This window comes from Streptomyces sp. LZ34 (assembly GCF_053890475.1).
The window spans coordinates 9,001,318-9,017,640 of record NZ_CM132680.1 but is presented as its reverse complement, the minus strand read 5'-3'; the positions used below and the strand labels follow the sequence as shown (position 1 = coordinate 9,017,640).

General features: G+C 70.4%; 13 protein-coding genes and 2 pseudogenes. 4 read left to right on the top strand and 11 right to left on the bottom strand.

The features are described from left to right. Positions 1-59: 59 nt before the first annotated feature. Positions 60-644 (top strand): annotated as a pseudogene (locus tag ACWY4P_RS38325) (recombinase family protein); the annotation flags it as partial. Between the two features lie 132 nt (positions 645-776). Here ACWY4P_RS38325 and ACWY4P_RS38320 read toward each other — a convergent pair. Together ACWY4P_RS38320 and ACWY4P_RS38315 are read right to left on the bottom strand one after the other, a co-directional pair. Beyond that, positions 777-893, bottom strand: a pseudogene (locus ACWY4P_RS38320) (NUDIX domain-containing protein); the annotation flags it as partial. A 246-nt stretch (positions 894-1,139) separates the two neighbouring features. Then, a complete protein-coding gene (locus ACWY4P_RS38315) occupies positions 1,140-2,762 on the bottom strand; it encodes an alkaline phosphatase D family protein (protein WP_456205160.1) in 1,623 nt (540 codons plus the stop codon). Between the two features lie 247 nt (positions 2,763-3,009). On the opposite strand from ACWY4P_RS38315, the gene ACWY4P_RS38310 reads away from it, so the two are divergent. The 3 genes from ACWY4P_RS38310 (at position 3,010) to ACWY4P_RS38300 (ending at position 5,649) form a co-directional block, all read left to right on the top strand. After that, a complete protein-coding gene (locus ACWY4P_RS38310) occupies positions 3,010-3,804 on the top strand; it encodes an SDR family oxidoreductase (protein ID WP_456205159.1) in 795 nt (264 codons plus the stop codon). A 197-nt stretch (positions 3,805-4,001) separates the two neighbouring features. Continuing rightward, positions 4,002-4,682: a hypothetical protein gene (locus ACWY4P_RS38305; RefSeq protein WP_456205158.1), complete on the top strand. Its 681-nt coding sequence runs from the start codon at positions 4,002-4,004 to the stop codon at positions 4,680-4,682. A gap of 262 nt (positions 4,683-4,944) precedes the next feature. Next, complete coding sequence (locus ACWY4P_RS38300) at positions 4,945-5,649, top strand: response regulator (protein ID WP_456205157.1); 705 nt, start codon at positions 4,945-4,947, stop codon at positions 5,647-5,649. A gap of 161 nt (positions 5,650-5,810) precedes the next feature. On the opposite strand, the gene ACWY4P_RS38295 is transcribed toward ACWY4P_RS38300, so the two are convergent. The 9 genes from ACWY4P_RS38295 to ACWY4P_RS38255 are packed head-to-tail and all read right to left on the bottom strand — an operon-like array spanning position 5,811 to position 16,320. Continuing rightward, on the bottom strand, positions 5,811-6,260 hold the full coding sequence (locus ACWY4P_RS38295; RefSeq protein ID WP_456205156.1) for an SRPBCC family protein: 450 nt from the start codon (positions 6,258-6,260) through the stop codon (positions 5,811-5,813). Between the two features lie 18 nt (positions 6,261-6,278). Then, the gene (locus ACWY4P_RS38290; RefSeq protein ID WP_456205155.1) at positions 6,279-7,550 is read right to left on the bottom strand and encodes a hypothetical protein; all 1,272 of its coding nucleotides are present in this window, start codon (positions 7,548-7,550) and stop codon (positions 6,279-6,281) included. A 7-nt stretch (positions 7,551-7,557) separates the two neighbouring features. Beyond that, positions 7,558-9,924, bottom strand: a complete 2,367-nt coding sequence (locus ACWY4P_RS38285; protein WP_456205154.1) for an MMPL family transporter — start codon at positions 9,922-9,924, stop codon at positions 7,558-7,560. 41 nt (positions 9,925-9,965) lie between these two features. Then, the gene (locus ACWY4P_RS38280; RefSeq protein ID WP_456205153.1) at positions 9,966-11,144 is read right to left on the bottom strand and encodes an acyl-CoA dehydrogenase; all 1,179 of its coding nucleotides are present in this window, start codon (positions 11,142-11,144) and stop codon (positions 9,966-9,968) included. A gap of 6 nt (positions 11,145-11,150) precedes the next feature. Next, positions 11,151-12,242 (bottom strand): methyltransferase, encoded by a 1,092-nt coding sequence (locus ACWY4P_RS38275; protein ID WP_456205152.1) that lies wholly within the window; start codon positions 12,240-12,242, stop codon positions 11,151-11,153. Further along, positions 12,239-13,975, bottom strand: a complete 1,737-nt coding sequence (locus ACWY4P_RS38270) for an AMP-binding protein (protein ID WP_456205151.1) — start codon at positions 13,973-13,975, stop codon at positions 12,239-12,241. Before ACWY4P_RS38270 ends, ACWY4P_RS38275 begins: the two co-directional genes overlap by 4 nt. Continuing rightward, entirely contained in the window at positions 13,972-15,216 is a 1,245-nt protein-coding gene (locus tag ACWY4P_RS38265; RefSeq protein WP_456205150.1) for an aminotransferase class I/II-fold pyridoxal phosphate-dependent enzyme, read from the bottom strand. Before ACWY4P_RS38265 ends, ACWY4P_RS38270 begins: the two co-directional genes overlap by 4 nt. Then, on the bottom strand, positions 15,209-15,502 hold the full coding sequence (locus tag ACWY4P_RS38260) for an acyl carrier protein (protein ID WP_456205148.1): 294 nt from the start codon (positions 15,500-15,502) through the stop codon (positions 15,209-15,211). Before ACWY4P_RS38260 ends, ACWY4P_RS38265 begins: the two co-directional genes overlap by 8 nt. Next, positions 15,502-16,320: an acyl-ACP desaturase gene (locus tag ACWY4P_RS38255; RefSeq protein ID WP_456205146.1), complete on the bottom strand. Its 819-nt coding sequence runs from the start codon at positions 16,318-16,320 to the stop codon at positions 15,502-15,504. The genes ACWY4P_RS38260 and ACWY4P_RS38255 overlap by 1 nt, the downstream gene beginning before the upstream one ends. Positions 16,321-16,323 lie beyond the last annotated feature (3 nt).

The window sequence follows — 16,323 nt, the reverse complement described above, 5'->3', positions numbered from 1 at the left end:
TGGGGGTGCGATCCGGTAGATGCCCGGGGCGGTTTTGGTGAGCCGGCCTCGGCGGGCCCATGCTGACATTTGGACGTCGAAGCTGTGGAGGCCCTGCTTGCCGGTGCTACCGAGGGCGGCGGCGAAGTCCTTGGCACGTCGTGGGCGTCCTGGGGGCTGCTGCAGGAGGGCCTGGACGATCTGCCAGCGGCCGCCGGTGGCCGACTCCCGCCGTGCGCAAGCCCGGCTCGGTCTGGACCGAACTGCCGCGGCCGGTGAACGCCGGCGCCGAGCCGGTCGGGCACGTCCGTCTCGGCTACGCCCGCGCGTCCACCGCCCGGCAGTCCCTGGACTCTCAACTCGACTCTCTCGCCGAGGTCGGGGTGACCCGGATCTTCTCGGAGAAGATCTCTACCCGCGCCACCAAGCGGCCCGAGCTGGAGAACGCGGTCACGCTCGCCGGTGAACTGCGCGCCTCCGGCGTCCGTGTCACCCTCGTCGTCCACGAGCACAAGCGCCTCGGCCGCGGCATGGAACTGGCGACGCTCGCCGAAGGCCTCAAAACCCGCGATGTCGGCCTGGAGTTCCTCACCGGAGAGCTCAAGGGCTCGCACGACCCCTCCGGCGTCGTGTTCACCGTGCCGGCCGCCCTGTCCGGCATGGAACGCGAGTACATCCGTGACCGCACCCTGGAGGGCCACGAGTCCGCCCGCAGGCGCGGCAAGACCATCGGCGGCGCGGGCGTCACCGACGAGGGCATGCTCTCCATGGCCCTCCACCTGCGCGACCAGGAGATGGGCCTGCGCGACCTCCATGCCGCCGCCGGGGAGTGCCCAAAGGTCGTTGTCCCGGCGGCGCTGGAGCAGGATGCGGCCGGTCTCGTCGGTGACGACAGCCGACGCGGCGACAACCAAGCTGTTCGGCCCGGGCGCGTCCGGATCGTCGTAGTGCTCGGTCCGCGCCGTGGGTCACCCCTCCTGTGCGGGCATCGCAACGTGCAGGACCAACAGCTGCAGCGCCGGACCACCCCAGAGCCTACAAGTGACAGGGTGGTCCGGCTGCGGGTTGATCACCAATCCCGTGCCGTCGGTATCGGGGTCACCGTCGTGTTGACGCGGTGGCACTCGGTGCATTCGCCGCCCGGCCGGTTCAGGCGGCCGTCAGGCGTCCTGGAGGCCGGGGTTGCCGGCCTCGCTGACGAACGACGCCGCCGTGGTGAGCGGCGCGCCCGGCGAGGTGACCCCGGCGACCGTCTTGTAGTCGGCCCGGGTCTGCTCGCGGTCCAGGGTGAACGTCACATAGCCGCGGCGGCCGTTGTAGAACTTCATGTGCGGGTTGGCCGCCATGTACGTGGCCCAGTTGGACGGCTTGTCGGAGCCGTCCTTGCCGCTGGTGATGGAGGTGCCGACGAACTCCACGCCCAGGGTGCGGGACGTGGGGTCGTCGAAGTCCTTCTTGATGTCGAAGGCGTAGTGGACGTGGACGTCGCCGGTGAGGACGACGAAGTTGTCGATCCCGGCCGCCTCGACGCCCGCGAGGATCCGCGCGCGGGAGGCGGGGTAGCCGTCCCAGGAGTCCATGCTGAGCTTGGAGCGGTCGGCGGTGGTGTTCTTCCGCTGCGAGAAGGTGACCTGCTGCGGGAGCACGTTCCAGGTGGCCTTGGAGCGCTGGAAGCCGTCGAGCAGCCAGCGCTCCTGGGCGGTGCCGGTGAGGGTGCGCGAGGGGTCCTCGGACTCGGGCCCCGGGTACTGCCAGCCGTCCCCGTACGCCTGGTTGGAGCGGTACTGGCGGGTGTCGAGGATGTCGAACTGGGCGAGCCTGCCGTAGTGGAAGCGGCGGTAGAGCCGCATGTCGGGGCCGGCGGGCTGCTGGGGCATGCGCAGCGGCATGTTCTCCCAGTACGCGCGGTAGGCGGCGGCCCGGCGGATCAGGAACTCCTCCGGCGGGTTCCCGTTCTCGTCGATGTCGCCCGCGTAGTTGTTCTCGGTCTCGTGGTCGTCCCAGGTGACGTACCAGGGGAAGGCGGCGTGCGCGGCCTGGAGGTCCTCGTCGGTCTTGTAGAGGGCGTAGCGCAGCCGGTACTGGTCGAGGGTGATGGTCTCGGTGTTGAAGAGGGCGGGCAGGGTGCGGTCGGTGTAGTTGCGCGCGCCGCCGACCGCGTTGACGGCGTACTCGTACTGGTAGTCGCCGACGTGGAAGACGGCGTCCAGGTCCTCGTTCGCGAGGTGGCCGTAGGCGGTGAAGTAGCCGTCGTGGTACGCCTGGCAGGACACCAGGCCGAAGCGGCCCTCGCGGACGTGGGCGCCGGTGGCGGGGGCGGTGCGGGTGCGGCCGGTGGGGCTGGTGAAGCGGCCGGCGCGGAAGCGGTACCAGTAGACGCGGTCGGCGTCGAGGCCCTTGGCGTCGAGGTGCACGGTGTAGTTGAACTCGGCGTGTGCGGTGGCCGTGCCCTTGCGGACCACGCGTCTGAAGCGCTCGTCGTGCGCGATCTCCCAGCCGACGCGTACGAAGCCCTCGTCGGGCAGTCCGTTGCCCGGCTCGTACGGGCGCGGGGCGAGCCTGGTCCACAGCACGACGGCGTCCGGCAGCGGATCGCCGGAGGCCACGCCGAGCGTGAAGGGGTTTTCGCTGAGGGAGTGCGAGGTCAGCTCGGTGGCTTGGGCGCTGGGCAGGTTGGTGGTGAAGGCGATGGCCGCGGCGGCCCCGGTGACGGTGAGGAAGCGGCGGCGGCCCAGGCGCGCTGCCGCGGCTCGTATGGCCTGCTGATGCGGGTGGTGTGCCATCTTGGCTCTCCCCTGGCTCGTGGCGACTGGCTGTGGCGTCCGGCTGCCGTGGCGTCCGGTGGCTGTGGCGTCCGGTGTGTGGCGACTCGCTCGTGCGTCAGAGAAATTGCACGGGCAGAGAGCGGCCGCGCGCTAGCCTGTACACGTCATCAAGATGTCGGACCGGTGAGTTCCGCATCGAGATGGGACGTTTGACGCGATATGCCGCCACGCCGCGGGGAGTTGATCTCGCGTACGCTGCGGGCCCATGAGTGGCAACGAAAGCGCGGTGCACGCGTCGGAGGCGTCGGTCGTGTCGAAGGTCGCGGTGGTGACCGGCGCGGGTTCCGGGATCGGCCGGGCGGTGGCCCTCGAACTCGCCGCCGCGGGCTGGTCGGTGGCCCTGGCCGGACGCCGCCGGGAGGCCCTCGCGGAGACGGAGCGGCTGGCGGGCCGGGACGGCGCGGTGATCGCCGTACCCGCCGATGTGACCCGCCCCGAGCAGGTCGACGCGCTCTTCGCGGCGGTACGGGACCGCTTCGGCCGACTGGACCTGCTGTTCAACAACGCCGGCAGCTTCGGACCGCGGAACGTGCCGCTGGACGAGCTGAGCCACGAGGACTGGCAGGCGGTGGTGGACACCAATCTGACCGGCTCGTTCCTGTGCGCGCAGGCCGCGTTCCGCCTGATGCGCACCCAGGATCCGCGAGGCGGCCGGATCATCAACAACGGCTCGGTCTCGGCGCACGCCCCGCGGCCGCGGAGCATCGCCTACACGGCGACCAAGCACGCCCTGACCGGGCTCACCAAGTCGCTGTCGCTGGACGGGCGCCCGTACGGCATCGCGTGCGGGCAGATCGACATCGGCAACGCGGCCACCGAGATGACCGAGAGGATGAGCGCCGGTGTCCCGCAGGCGAACGGGGAGACGGCGGTCGAGCCGGTGATGGACGCCGCCGACGTGGCTCGTACGGTGCGCCACATGGCGTCGCTGCCACTGGAGGCGAACGTGCAGTTCGCGACGGTGATGGCGACGGCGATGCCGTTCATCGGGCGGGGCTGACGGGCGAAGGATCGTCACTACGCGTACTTAACCAGTCACTTGATCCGATAATTCGATCACGTGCTGATTTCACCCCATAGGGCCAGCCCGCCGCGGTCCTCGGGGCGCCCCGGGCTGTTCGTAGACTCGTTCGTATGGCATGGTCGTCTCCCACCCGCGCCGCTCACGATGCCGCTCACGACCGAAGAGAGACCGCCATGCGTTCTCTGCCGCTCACGCTGGTCGCCCGCCTGCTGCCGGTCGCCGTACTCGCCGTCGCGGGCGTGGCCATGACGACCACGGACGACTCGGACGCGCACCCCAAGCCCTCCGCCTCCTCCCCGCGCCCCTCCGCGAGCGCGACCACGACCGCGACATCGGGTCCCACATCCGCCCCGTCGTCGGACGGGCAGGGCACCGGCACCGCCGCGCCGCGCTACCCCGAGCCCCCGGCCAAGCCCTGCGCCACCCTCCCGGCGGGCACCGTCAAGGACCTGGTGCCGGCCGCCGCGACGGCCGGCACCAGGCTCAAGACGAGCGACGCCGCCCGCCGCTCGGGCTGCTCCTGGCACGCGCTGAGCGGATTCGACTACCGCTGGCTGGACGTCACCTACGATGTGTCGGCCTCCGCGCCCGCGCGCGCCCAGTCGGCGCAGGGCGACGGCCCGAGCACCGCCGTGCCCGGCCTCGGCGACCAGGCGTCGGTCAGCCTGAACGTCACGACCGACGACCAGCAGCGCATACGCGAGGCGGTCGTGGTCGCGCGCGAGGCCAACGCGGTGGTCACCGTGACCTACAACGGCGGCGACTTCGAGACGCACGAGGCGGCCGGCACCGACGAGATACGCCAGGGCGCGATCACCGCCGCGAAGACGGCCCTCGCCGCGCTGGACGGCTGAACACCCGACCTCATCGCGGCGCCGTCCGCAAGGCCGTGGAGCAGAAGGTGGCATGAAGTCCCCATGTGCTTGAGACCGCGTCCACCATGCGCGACGATCGCCTACCAGAGGTAACTACAGCACCACCGGAACCGCTCTGAACAGCACAGAAGTTGCAACCAGCCCCACGCCAGTGCCCTTAAGGGTGCCAATCTCTGCTCAGCTGGACACCTTTCGGTGTCGTTTGGGCACCTTTGCCGGCGTGGATGAGAGGAGCTCGAAGGTGATCGTAACGGGGGAGGACGCAGTGCCGATCAAGGTCCTGATCGCCGATGGACATGCCCTGGCGAGACTGGGGCTGTTAACCCTGCTGAGCTCGGCCTCCGGGCTGCGCGCCGTCGGCGAGGCCGCCGACAGCGACGGCGCCCACGCCCTGGCCGCCGCGCACAGCCCGGACGTCATTCTCATGGACATCTCCCTGCCACATCTCGGGGGAATCGCCACCACCCAGCGCATCGTGGAGACCGCGCCTGCCCGACCGCCCCGCGTCATCATCACCGCCTCGGAGGTCAGCGACGAGGAAATCCAGTCCGCACTGCGCGTGGGCGCCGCCGGGATCCTGCTCAAGGACACCTCACCGCAGAAGATGACCGCCTCCATCAGCGGGGTCGCCACCGGCGACATGGCCTTCTCGCCCAGCGTGATGGAGCGGCTGATCGACGCGTACACCTACCGCGCGACGGCCACCGAGACCGCGGGGTCCACCCTGGCCATGCTGACCATGCGGGAGACCGAGGTGCTGCGGCATGTCGCCAAGGGCCGCAGCAACTCCGCCATCGCGCGGGAGCTCAAGATCAGTGAGGCGACCGTGAAGACCCATCTGAACCGCGCGATGACCAAGCTCGGCATCACCAGCCGGGCCCAGGCGGTGGCGCTGGGCTATGAGTGCGGCCTGGTCGTTCCCTCGCAGCCCCAGCCGGTCGCCTGAGGGCGCCGCGCCTCTGACGGTTTCCGGCTGTTCTCCTTCCCGATGACGGGCCTGCCCCGGCGGACCGGCCGTGCCGGCGACCGGTGACGATGACGGCGTTTCCGGCCGCCGGGGCAGCGCGGTGCCTTCCCGCGCGGACACAGGGCTTGAATCGTCCAGCCTCACTTCCGCTCCGCCACCTCCTTGATCCGGGCCAGGGTGGTGCGCATTCCCTCGACCATCAGCCGCTCCCGCCGGAACCCCACGAGACCGCTGGCGTCGACGGCCCGTATCAGCAGGTTGGGGCGGCCGACGTGCTCCCGCCACTCGGTCAGTACGACGCCGTCGCCGTCGGGTTCGATCCGATAGCCCCACCGCACCTTCGACTGGGCGACATCGAACGCGAACACCTTCCCTTCCTCGCACTCCACGACCGTGCAGTCGGTGGTCCAGAAGATCGGCCCACGCCTGTTGCGGCCGCGGAACCGGGCCCCGACGGCGGGCGCCGACGCCGGACCCACCCAGCGCCCGCCCTTGCACTCGGGGCTGAACCGGCCCATGCCGGTGACGTCGGAGACCAGCCGCCACACCCGCTCGGGTGGGGCGGCGACGGAGATCGAGACCTCGTCCACTGTGCGCCCGCCTTCCGGTCAGCGCCCGTGCCAGTCCCGCATATGGGACCGGTGCACCTCGGGCACCACGGACGGGTCGTAGAACTCGTCGTAGAAGTCGACGTCGAGGTGGACGGACTGGAAGCCCATCTGCGTGTGGTACGCGGGCAGATACGAGGGGAACCGGCCGGACTTCTTGTAGCTGTATTCGCAGAAGGCCACCACGGCGTCGATCGCCTTCTGGCTGATCCCGCTGATCCCGGCCGCCACCTTCTCCGGCTCCCGCCAGCCGCCCCGGCCGATCCCGCCGCGGTAGATGCCGTCCTTGCCGAACTTGCGCTCGACGACCGCGTACACCGCCGCCTCCATCGACTCGTAGTACGGCGGGCAGTACGGCTTGAGCAGCACCTCGCCGTCCCGCTCGAGACCCAGCGGGTAGGCGAAGCCCGCGTCCTGCCTGCGGAGTTTGAGGACCATCTTGGCCAGCGTGGGCACCCGGAAGTACTGGCTGATCGGCATCTCCGCCATCCGGAAGTCCAGCGCCTCGAACCACGCGCCGTCGTGCCCGGTGTAGTGCGGGAAGCCGCCCAGGCCCAGCGCCTGGCTGACCAGCCCGAGATTCTGGAGCATCATGCCCATCTCGATGCACGCCGTCTCCACCAGGAGCCGCTCGGCGTACTCCATCGGCATGGACTTCAGCTTCCGCGGGTCGTCGTCCAGGTGGCCGCCCTTGGACTTGCCGAACTTGCCGATACCGGCCGGCAGGAAGAACCGCCGCTCATCCAGGCAGAAGGCCGCCATCTCCTCGTTGAAGAACTCCAGCAGGATGTTGATGTAGAGGTAGGACAGGTCCTCGATCGGCAGGAAGTAGGTGGACCCGGGGGTGTGCAGCGACCACTCGTTGCCGGTCAGGTTGTACGGGGACGCCACCGGCGGATGGCGGCGCTCGGTCCCGATCCTGATCCGGGTGGCCCGGTACGCCCCGACGAAGTCGTTCTTGGCGACCAGTTCCTTGACCTCGTTCAGCTCCGCCATGGACAGATCGGCGGGCCGGCGGATCAGATAGGTGGCCTCGTCGTCCATGACCACCATCGCCCCGCTCTGGAGCGCGTCGGAGCTGGAGACGGTGCGGCCGACCACGCCGGCCATCACATTGCCGCCCTTGCCCTTCTCCCAGTTCCAGTCGTTCAGCGCGGGGCCGGTGATGCCGCAGGCGGCGAAGGTGAGGATCGCCTGCTCCTCCTCCGTCAGCGGCACCGGCTCGTGCTTGCTGCGGTACTCCAGCGGCCCGCCGGGGACCGTCATCCCCATGCCGAATCTACGGGCCCGGCGGGACTTCAGGCCCTCGATCAGCGGGAAGCTCTGCCAAGTGTCGCTCGCTGCCATGCTCTTGCGTGCTCCTCGTTCTTGAGGTTCTTGAGTAACCGGCTACGGATGAGGCGCGGCGGCCGGGGAACCACCAGTTCGCCGAGCCCATGAGCTTCATGGCGGCCGGTACGACGAACATCCGCACCAGCGTGGCGTCCACGGCGATGGCCACCGCCATGCCGAAGCCCAGCTCGCCGATGGGCTGGATCCCGGAGAGGGTGAAACCGCCGAACACCGCCACCATCAGCACCGCCGCCCCGGTGATCAGCGGGCCGGTGGCGGAGATGCCGAGCGCCACGCTCTCGGTGTTGCCGTATCCCGCCTTGTAGTACTCGCGCACCCGGCCCAGCACGAACACCTCGTAGTCCGTGCTCAGACTGAACAGCAGGGCGAGCAGGAGCACCGGTACGAAGTTGGTGACCCGGCCGGACGCGTCGAAGCCGAGCGCCTCCGCCACCGGGCTGCCCTCCTTGAAGGCGAGGGCCAGCATGCCGAACGCCACGGACACGGACAGCACATTGACCAAGATGGCCTTCAGCGGCAGCAGCACCGAGCGGAACGACAGCATCAGGATGACGAAGATCGCGAGGAGCATCACCCCGACGACCGTGGGCAGTCCGTCGGCGATCACCTTGTTGGCGTCCACGCCCTCGGCGGTCTGGCCGCCGACCTCGATGCGCAGCCCGTTCCCGTCGGCCCGCGCCGCCACCCGCCGGACGTCCGCGAGCAGCCGGCGCGTCTCGGGCGAGGAGGCGTGCTCCTCGGGGATCACCTGCGCGATGAACGTGGTGCGGTCCTTGGAGACGAAGTACCCCACCGAGGCGCGGACGGGGTCCGGCAGCCGGTCGCGTACGGCGGGTTCGAGGGCGTCGAACGGGCGCCCCGGAGCCGCCTGTTCCAGGGTGTCCAGCGCGGAGTCCACCCGCCGGACGTGCTTCAGGGCTTCCAGCTCGTCCCGGAGCGCGGCGATCCGCCCGCCCTGACCGCGCAGCGGGGTGTCGGAGCGGATCAGCACCACCATCGGGGAGGCGTCGCCCTTCCCGAACTGCTCCTCCACCCGGTCGTAGGACTGGCGCACGGTCGAGGAGGTGGGGGTGATCTTGGCGTCCGGGGTGAAGGTGTCCAGGGCCAGCGCCGGGACGGCGCCCACCGCCAGCAGCGCGCTGCCGCCCAGCAGGGCGAGCACCGGCCGGCGCAGCACCCGGTGGGCGAAGCGGTACCAGCCGCGCTCGCGGGGGTCCGCGGCGGCGTTCGCCGGGCGCAGCTTGGCGAACAGGTCCCAGCGCCCGATCCGGCCGCCCACCACGTACAGCAGCACCGGCAGCAGCAGGATGCTGGTGAGCACCGACACCGCGACGACCAGCGCGGCGCCGAGGGCGATCGACTGGATCACCGGGAGGTCGACGAAGGCCAGGGTGGCCATGGACACGATGACGGTCACGCCCGAGGCGACCACGGTCTCCCCGGAGGTGGCGAGCGCGATCCGCAGGGCGCGCTCCACCGGCTCGCCGCCCTCCAGCTCGTCCCGGAAGCGGCGGATCATGAACATCGAGTAGTCGATGCCGACGCCCAGACCCAGCATGGTCGCGGTGTTCTGGACGAACACCGACAGGTCGTAGGAGTCGGCGAGCACGGACAGGATCGCGAAGGTGACCACCGCGGCCGTGCCCGCGGTGATCATGGCGACCACCGCGGAGACCACGCTGCGGAACAGCAGCAGCAGGATCAGGGTGATCAGCGGCAGTACGATGATCTCCGCCTTGACCAGGCCCTCTTCGCTCAGCACATTGATCTCGCCGAAGAACGGGGCCGTGCCCACCATGCCGACGGTCAGGCCCCGCGCCCCGTACCGCTCGTCGAACTCCCGCTGGATGTCGGGGAGGATCCGCCGGGCGGTGCCGTCGTCCACGTCGAGGCCGAACATCTCGATCGCGGTGTGGCCGTCCCGGCCGACGAACGCGTTCTTCGGCGCGCCCTGGAGAGTGGACCACCCGTAGTGCGAGGCGGCCTTGAGCCGTTTGTCGCCCTCGATGTCGGCCATGACCTGGCGTACCCGACGCTCGAAGGGGGCCGTGCCGGTGGCGTGGCGCTCGTCGTGGACGACCATGGTGACGCTCGTCCTGCCGCGGCCGGTGAAGCCCTCCTTCTGCTGCTGCGCCACCCAGGTGGACTGGGAGCCGGGGACATACCAGCCGCCGCCGCTCAGCTTGTCCGGCAGCGACAGCGCGAGCAGCCCGCTGATCACCAGCAGCGCGCCCCACACCGCCAGCAACGGCCATCGCACCCGGCCGATGAACCGTACGAACCGCTCCGTCACGTTGGCCTCTCCCCGGCTTTTTCCAGTCCTGCGGTCGGCGATCAGTAGACCGTGGTGTCCAGGTCCTCGCCCAGGAAGTAACCGGCCAGGGCGGGCAGCGCCTTGGCCCGTGCCGGCGGGTGGAACGCCAGGGCGCGGGTGGCCTGAAGGAGATAGCCGACCTCGGTGTCGCGGATGAAGGAGATGCCGCCCGCCAGCTCACTCGCGGCCGTGGACACCTCCATCACCGACTCCTGGACCTGGAAGCGGGCCAGCAGCGCGCGGGCCAGCTGGCCGCCCGGGTCCTCGATGGAGCCGGTCATGTCCCGGGCGACGTTCTCCACGGCGCCCATGGCGCTCTCCAGCTTCACCAGCAGGGCGCCCAGCTCGGTACGCGAGACCCGCGGGGAGGCCATCGCCTTCGCCACGAGGGTGCTCGCCACCCCCACGTACGAGGCCGCGGCCAGCAGCTCGAACCAGGTCCAGCCGCGGATCTGGAGGGTGTCCATCTGAGTGCCGGGCCGCTGGTCGGTGAAGATCATCAGCGACTCGTCCAGGACGAGGTCCTCCAGCACCACCTCGTCGCTCTCGGCGCCCGCGAGCACCTCGCTCGCCCAGAACGGGCGGCGCACCAGGCCCTCGGTCGCCGCGGGAATCAGGGCCATGGCCAGATGGCCGTCGTACTTCTCGTCGCCCTCCACCAGCACGCTGGCGGTGAACCAGTCCATCGACGCCGACAGGCTGCACGGCTTCTTGCTGCCGCTGACGATGAAGTTCGTGCCGTCCCGGCGGGCGCGCATGGTCGGCTCGAGCATGCTGCCGCCGCGCTTGGCCTCGGCGGAGGCCGAGGCGACCAGCTGCTTCTCCCCCGCGATCGACTTCAGCAGGATCCACTCGAAGGCGTCGGGGGCGCAGTGCTCGGTCAGATACTCCGTGAAGGTGGCCAGCGAGAGCTGGTGCATCATCGCGGCGACCGCCAGCGAGGGCGAGCGCATGGCCAGGGCCCGCTGGACGCGGACCGCGTCCAGCGGCTCGGCGCCCAGGCCGTCGTGCTCGGCGGGCACCAGCAGCCCGGCCCCGCCGGCCTCCCGGAACGCCGGGATGGCCGGTCCGCCCCGCTTCTCGAGATCCGCCAGCGGGTGGGCCGCCAGCTTCTCGTCGAGCCCGGGGAGCAGCCGCTCCAGCACCGCGCGCTCCCGCGCCCCGAGGCGGCCCGCTGCGGACGAATGGGTGTCGGTCATGGTGGACTACTCCGGCTTCGCTACGACGGCACAGACGGGGGAGAAGCCGCGGTGGACGGCTTCGAGGCGGAATCCGGCGGACGCGAGCAGGGCCTTGATCTCCGGCTCGGTACGCAGCTCACCGCCGCTGACGACCAGGCACTCGATGTCGCCGAGGGTGGCGAAGGAGGGGTTGCCGTTGCCCGGGATCACCATGTCGAACAGGACCAGGGTGGCGTCCTTGTCCATGGCGGCCCGGCAGTTCTCCAGCAGCTTGCGGGCCTTGTCGTCGTTGTAGTCGTTGACGACCATCGACAGCAGATAGCAGTCGCCGCCCTCGGGCACCGACTCGAACATGTCCCCGGGCACGAAGTCGACGCGCTCGGCGTGCCCGGCCTCGCTCAGCAGCTCCTTGGCGCTGCCCACCACCCGCTCGCGGTCGAACAGCACTCCGCGCAGGTCGGCGTGGGTCTCCAGCAGGTTGGACAGCACCACGCCCGCGCCGCCGCCGACGTCCACGACCACCTTGTGCCGGCCGAAGTCGTGCAGCGGGACGGCCAGCAGCTGCGCCTGGGAGGCCATGGCCGTCATCGCGCGGTCGAAGAGGTCGCCCTCCTCGGGGTGCTTGTCGATGTACGCGTAGTAGGGCTGACCGTGGTGGTCGGAGAAGGCCTCGCCGCCCTTGCGCACCGCCTCCGGGGTCAGCGACCACGGGTCCCAGTGCCAGCGCGAGCTGTGCAGCATGGCGTTGTAGCGCATGGAGAACGGGTAGTCGGTGCGCAGGAAGTGTCCGGCCTCGGTCAGCGCGAACGTCTCGTCCTCGGCGTGGTCGAGCACCCGCAGCGTGGCCGCCGCCCGCAACACCCGGTACAGCGCCCGCGGGTCCACCTCGTGCTGCTTGGCGAGGTCCTCGGCGCTGCGCGGGCCGTCCGCGAGCGAGTCGGGGATGCCCAGGGTGGCGAGCGTGCCGACCACCTGGGTGCCCCAGTGGCCCAGGATGAGCTGCATCAGGCCGGCGACCGGGAGCACTGAGTGCGCTATGACGTCGACCGGTTTCAGCTGTTCGTCGGCGGAGGAATCGCCGGAGGACTCGGCGGAGGAATCGGCTTGCTCGGTCATACTTGTCCTTCCTCGGGGCGCTGCGGGCGGTGGGCGACCACTTCGCCGGGCAGTTTCTGTTCCAGGTACTGGGTCAACATCAGGCGGCGCCGGGGCTTGCCGCTGGAGGTGCGCTGGATGGTGCCGCGTCGGCAGCTGAAGACGGTGACGTCGACGACGCCGCCGATGTAGAGGGACAGCGCCTCGGCCAGCCGCTCGGCCCACTCCCCCGGCTCCAGCTCGGCCAGCACCACGATCCGGCGGGCGTCGACCAGGGTGGCGCAGCGGTACCGGTCCACGCCGGGGGTGTCCCCGAGCCGGGCGTCCAGGTCCTCGGCGTAGATGTTGCGGCCCCGGACGCTCAGGGCGTCGCCCAGCCGTCCGATGACGTACGTCTGGCCGTCCAGCAGGAACCCGGCGTCTCCGGAGTACACGCTGCCGTCCGCGAACCGGGACGAGCTCTCGGCGTCCGGCGGCTCGTACCCGGCGGCCACGCTGTCGCCGGACAGGAGGAGCTCGCCGAGGTAGCCGTCGGGCAGCGGCCGGCCCTCGGCGTCCACCGCGGTCAGCGAGACGCCCTCGATCGGAGTCCCCGAGCTGACCAGCCACTGGGCCGGGCTGTCGGCGGCGCCCGCGTCCCGCAGCGTGCCGCGGGCGAGGACCTTGACCGGCTGTTCCGGGGCGAGCGACTCCCAGTCGAGATGGACCGCCTGCGGCACGGTGCCCGGCGGGTGTCCGGTGATCCCGAGCGTCATCTCGGCCATGCCGTAGCAGGGCGTGAACACGGCGGGGTCGAAGCCGTACGGCTCGCACAGCTCGGTGAACTCCCACAGCCCGCGCGGATCGTGCCGCTCCGCTCCCAGGGTGGCCGAGCGCAGGGTGGAGAAGTCGGCGCCCTTCAGGTGCTCGGGCTTCAGCCGGCGGGCCGCGTACGCGAATCCGAACGAAGGCGCCGCGGTGTACGCCATCCCCTCCCGGGCGATGCAGTCGACCCAGCGCCGGGGGTCGTAGATGAACTGCTCCGGGCGCATCAGGGACAGATCGCCCTGCTGGGACACGATGGTCATCAGACAGCCGACGAGCCCCAGGTCGTGGTACATCGGCACCCAGCTCACGGTCTGCTGCGCGCCGTCGTAGTCGATCAGCCGACCGTTGCCGCGGGCGTTGGCCTCCATGTTCGCCCAGGTGATGCGCACCCCGCGGGGGCTGCTGGTCGAGCCGGAGGTGAACTGGAGGGTGGCCAGCTCGGCGGCGGGGACCGCGCTGAGCCGGTCGGTCTCGGTGCCGGTGGAGAAGTCGCTGGACAGCACGGCGACCGGGCCGCCGCCGTCCTCGCCCGCCGCCTCGGCGGCGGCAGCAGCGTCGGTGAGTATCGACAGGTGCACCGGGTCGCCGACCACCGCCGAGGCGCGGGTCAGCCGCAGGACGCGGGCGACGTGCCGTACGTAGTCCTCGCGGCCGCCGAAGCGGGCGGGCGGCGCGATGGCCGTGGGGACCAGCCCCGCGTTCACGGCGCCGAAGTAACCGGTGACGAAGCCGACGCTGTTGGGCGTGGCCAGCACCACGCCCGGGCGGTCCGGCAGCGCCCGGGCTCGGAAGGCCGCGCTGGCCAGGGAGACCAGGTGCGCCAGGTCGGCGTAGCTGTAGCGGTCCCAGCCGCCCGAGCCCTGCGCGAAGCGCATGCCGCGGTCGGTGCGCGGGGCGACCAGCCAGGACAGCAGCGGTGAGGGAGCGGCGCCGGGCGCACCGGTCACGGGGTACCCGCCTTCCGCTTCATCACCTTCTGCACCTCGGCGAACACCTCGAGGGCCTGTTCCAGCTGGGCCTGGGTGTGGGTGGCCATCGGGCAGATCCGCAGCATGGCGCCCGTCGGCGGGACGCCGGGGTACAGCGCCACACCGGTGAACACCCCCCGGTCGTACAGCTGCCGCCACCACTCCATGGCCAGGTCGTCGTCGCCGAGGATGACCGGGATGATGGGGGTCGTCCGCTCGGGGAGGTCCGAGTCGGGGCCCATCGGCAGGCCCAGGCCCTTGAGTTCGGTGCGCAGGAAGCGGGAGTTGCGGCGCAGCTGCTCGGCGAGCTGGGCGCCCTCGGGGGAGCGGCGGATGCGGATGGCCTCCAGCGAACCGCCCAGGGCCGCCGGGACGCCGACCGTGGTGAACACGAAGGCGCGCGCGGTGATCTGGAGGTAGTCGATCAGCTCGCGGCTGCCGGCGATGAACCCGCCGACGCCGGCCAGCGCCTTGGACAGGGCGCCCATCCGGATGTCGATCTGGTCCTGGACACCGAAGACCTCGGCCGCGCCGGTGCCGTGCTCGCCGAGCACACCGAGGGAGTGCGCCTCGTCCAGCATCACCGCCGCGTCGTTCTCCCGGCAGATGTCCAGCATCTCGTCCAGCGGCGGCAGGTCCCCCTCCATCGAGTACAGCCCGTCGAGGATGACCAGGATCCGGCCCCCGTCGGCCTTGGCCCGGCGGACGCTGTCGGCGAACAGGTCCATCCGGTTGTGCCGGAAGCCGCGCAGCTTGGCCCGGGAGAGCCCGGCCCCGTCGAGCATCGAGGCGTGTGCGAAGGAGTCGGAAACCACGGTGTCGCCCACGCCCACCAGGGCGCTGATGGTGCCGATGTTGGTCTGGAAGCCGGTGGTGAACAGCAGGGTGGCCTCGACCCCGAGCCAGTCCGCCAGCTCCTCCTCCATCTCCCGGTGCAGGGCCGTGGTTCCGTTGAGGATCCGGGAGCCGGTGAGCGAGGTGCCGTAGCGGTCCACCGCGGCCTTGGCGCCGGCCAGCACACGGGGGTGGCTGGCCAGACCCAGGTAGTTGGGCGACCCCAGCATCAGCCGGGGTGTGCCCTCCATGGTGACGACCGGGTCGAGCAGGGATTCCGCGTTACGGAAGAACGGCAGGTTTCCGTTGGCGACGCCGCGGTGGTACGCGGTGACGAACTCCGACGACTGCAGGTCCTTCAGCCAACTCGCCGTGTACTCAGGCATCGTGGGCCCCCTCGCTCTCGGTCCGGGCGCCGGACACGCGCACGATGTAGTCGACGGCGTCCCCGACGGTGCGCAGGTCGATCGCGTCCTCTTCGCCGATCTTCACGTGGAAGGTGTCCTCGAGCTCCTGGGTGAGGGTGAGGATGTCGAGCGAGTCGATGCCGAGGTCGGCCTTCCAGGTCGCGCCGCGCACGATGCGCTCGGCGGACACCCCGCGGACCACCAGGTGGTCCAAGATCACCTTCATGACCTCGTCATCCGTCACCCGGGTCGACTGCTCTGCCATCACTCGTCCTCTCCCTGTTGGTCCTGGCCTTCCCGGCGCAGTTGTCCCCGGGCCCTGACCAGATCGCGGCGGCTGACGCCGACCTTCTTGAGGGTCGGCATCAGGACGTCGCGGAAGAACACCTCGCGGTCGATCCCGATGACCTGCATGACCGCCAGCCGCTTGTCGTAGTCCGGCAGCAGGTCGTAGGCCGGCATCTTGAATTCCTTGACCACGTGCGCGATGTCCTTGAGCGTGCCCTCGTAGTCCTCCTGGAGGCAGGCCTGGAGAGTGCGCCGGTAGAAATCCGCGTGCGCGGCCTCGTCCCGCGCGATGTAGCGGCAAATCTCGGCCATCACCGGATCGCCGAGGTCACGGGCCCGGTTCAGCTGCTGCCGATAGCTCATCCAGGTCGTCTTCTCCTGGATGGCGCCGTACACGAACATCCTGCGCGGCGTACTGAACGGCATCGTCCACCGCCGGCTCAGCACTTTGCTCTCGAATTCCCGGATCTGCTCCCCGGTGCGCTGGCCGCTGCGCAGCAGGAATTCCTTCAGGGCGAGCGCGTGCTTGGACTCCTCATAGCCCCAGTTGACCTGGAACCAGGCCTGTCCGAAGGATTCCCGTACGAGGTTGAGCCCTTCGGACACATAGTCCGGGAGATACATCTCCACGCCGAGGAAGGTCTCCGCGCACTGGGCCAGGCTCTCGTCCCGGCTCTGCTCCTGCCATTTGTCCCACGGGATGTCGTCGAAGACGCTCCAGCGGCGGCGGCGCTCGGCGAGTTCGAAGAACTCCATGTACTGCCGGTACAGCGACTCCTCTGAAAGGAGGTCCACGGC

Excerpts from the sequence above, each read along its gene's own strand:
- ACWY4P_RS38315 (WP_456205160.1), bottom strand. The coding sequence starts at position 2,762 with ATGGCACACCACCCGCATCAGCAGGCCATACGAGCCGCGGCAGCGCGC.
- ACWY4P_RS38310 (WP_456205159.1), top strand. The coding sequence starts at position 3,010 with ATGAGTGGCAACGAAAGCGCGGTGCACGCGTCGGAGGCGTCGGTCGTG.
- ACWY4P_RS38305 (WP_456205158.1), top strand. The coding sequence starts at position 4,002 with ATGCGTTCTCTGCCGCTCACGCTGGTCGCCCGCCTGCTGCCGGTCGCC.
- ACWY4P_RS38290 (WP_456205155.1), bottom strand. The coding sequence starts at position 7,550 with ATGGGGATGACGGTCCCCGGCGGGCCGCTGGAGTACCGCAGCAAGCAC.
- ACWY4P_RS38280 (WP_456205153.1), bottom strand. The coding sequence starts at position 11,144 with ATGACCGACACCCATTCGTCCGCAGCGGGCCGCCTCGGGGCGCGGGAG.
- ACWY4P_RS38275 (WP_456205152.1), bottom strand. The coding sequence starts at position 12,242 with ATGACCGAGCAAGCCGATTCCTCCGCCGAGTCCTCCGGCGATTCCTCC.
- ACWY4P_RS38265 (WP_456205150.1), bottom strand. The coding sequence starts at position 15,216 with ATGCCTGAGTACACGGCGAGTTGGCTGAAGGACCTGCAGTCGTCGGAG.
- ACWY4P_RS38260 (WP_456205148.1), bottom strand. The coding sequence starts at position 15,502 with ATGGCAGAGCAGTCGACCCGGGTGACGGATGACGAGGTCATGAAGGTG.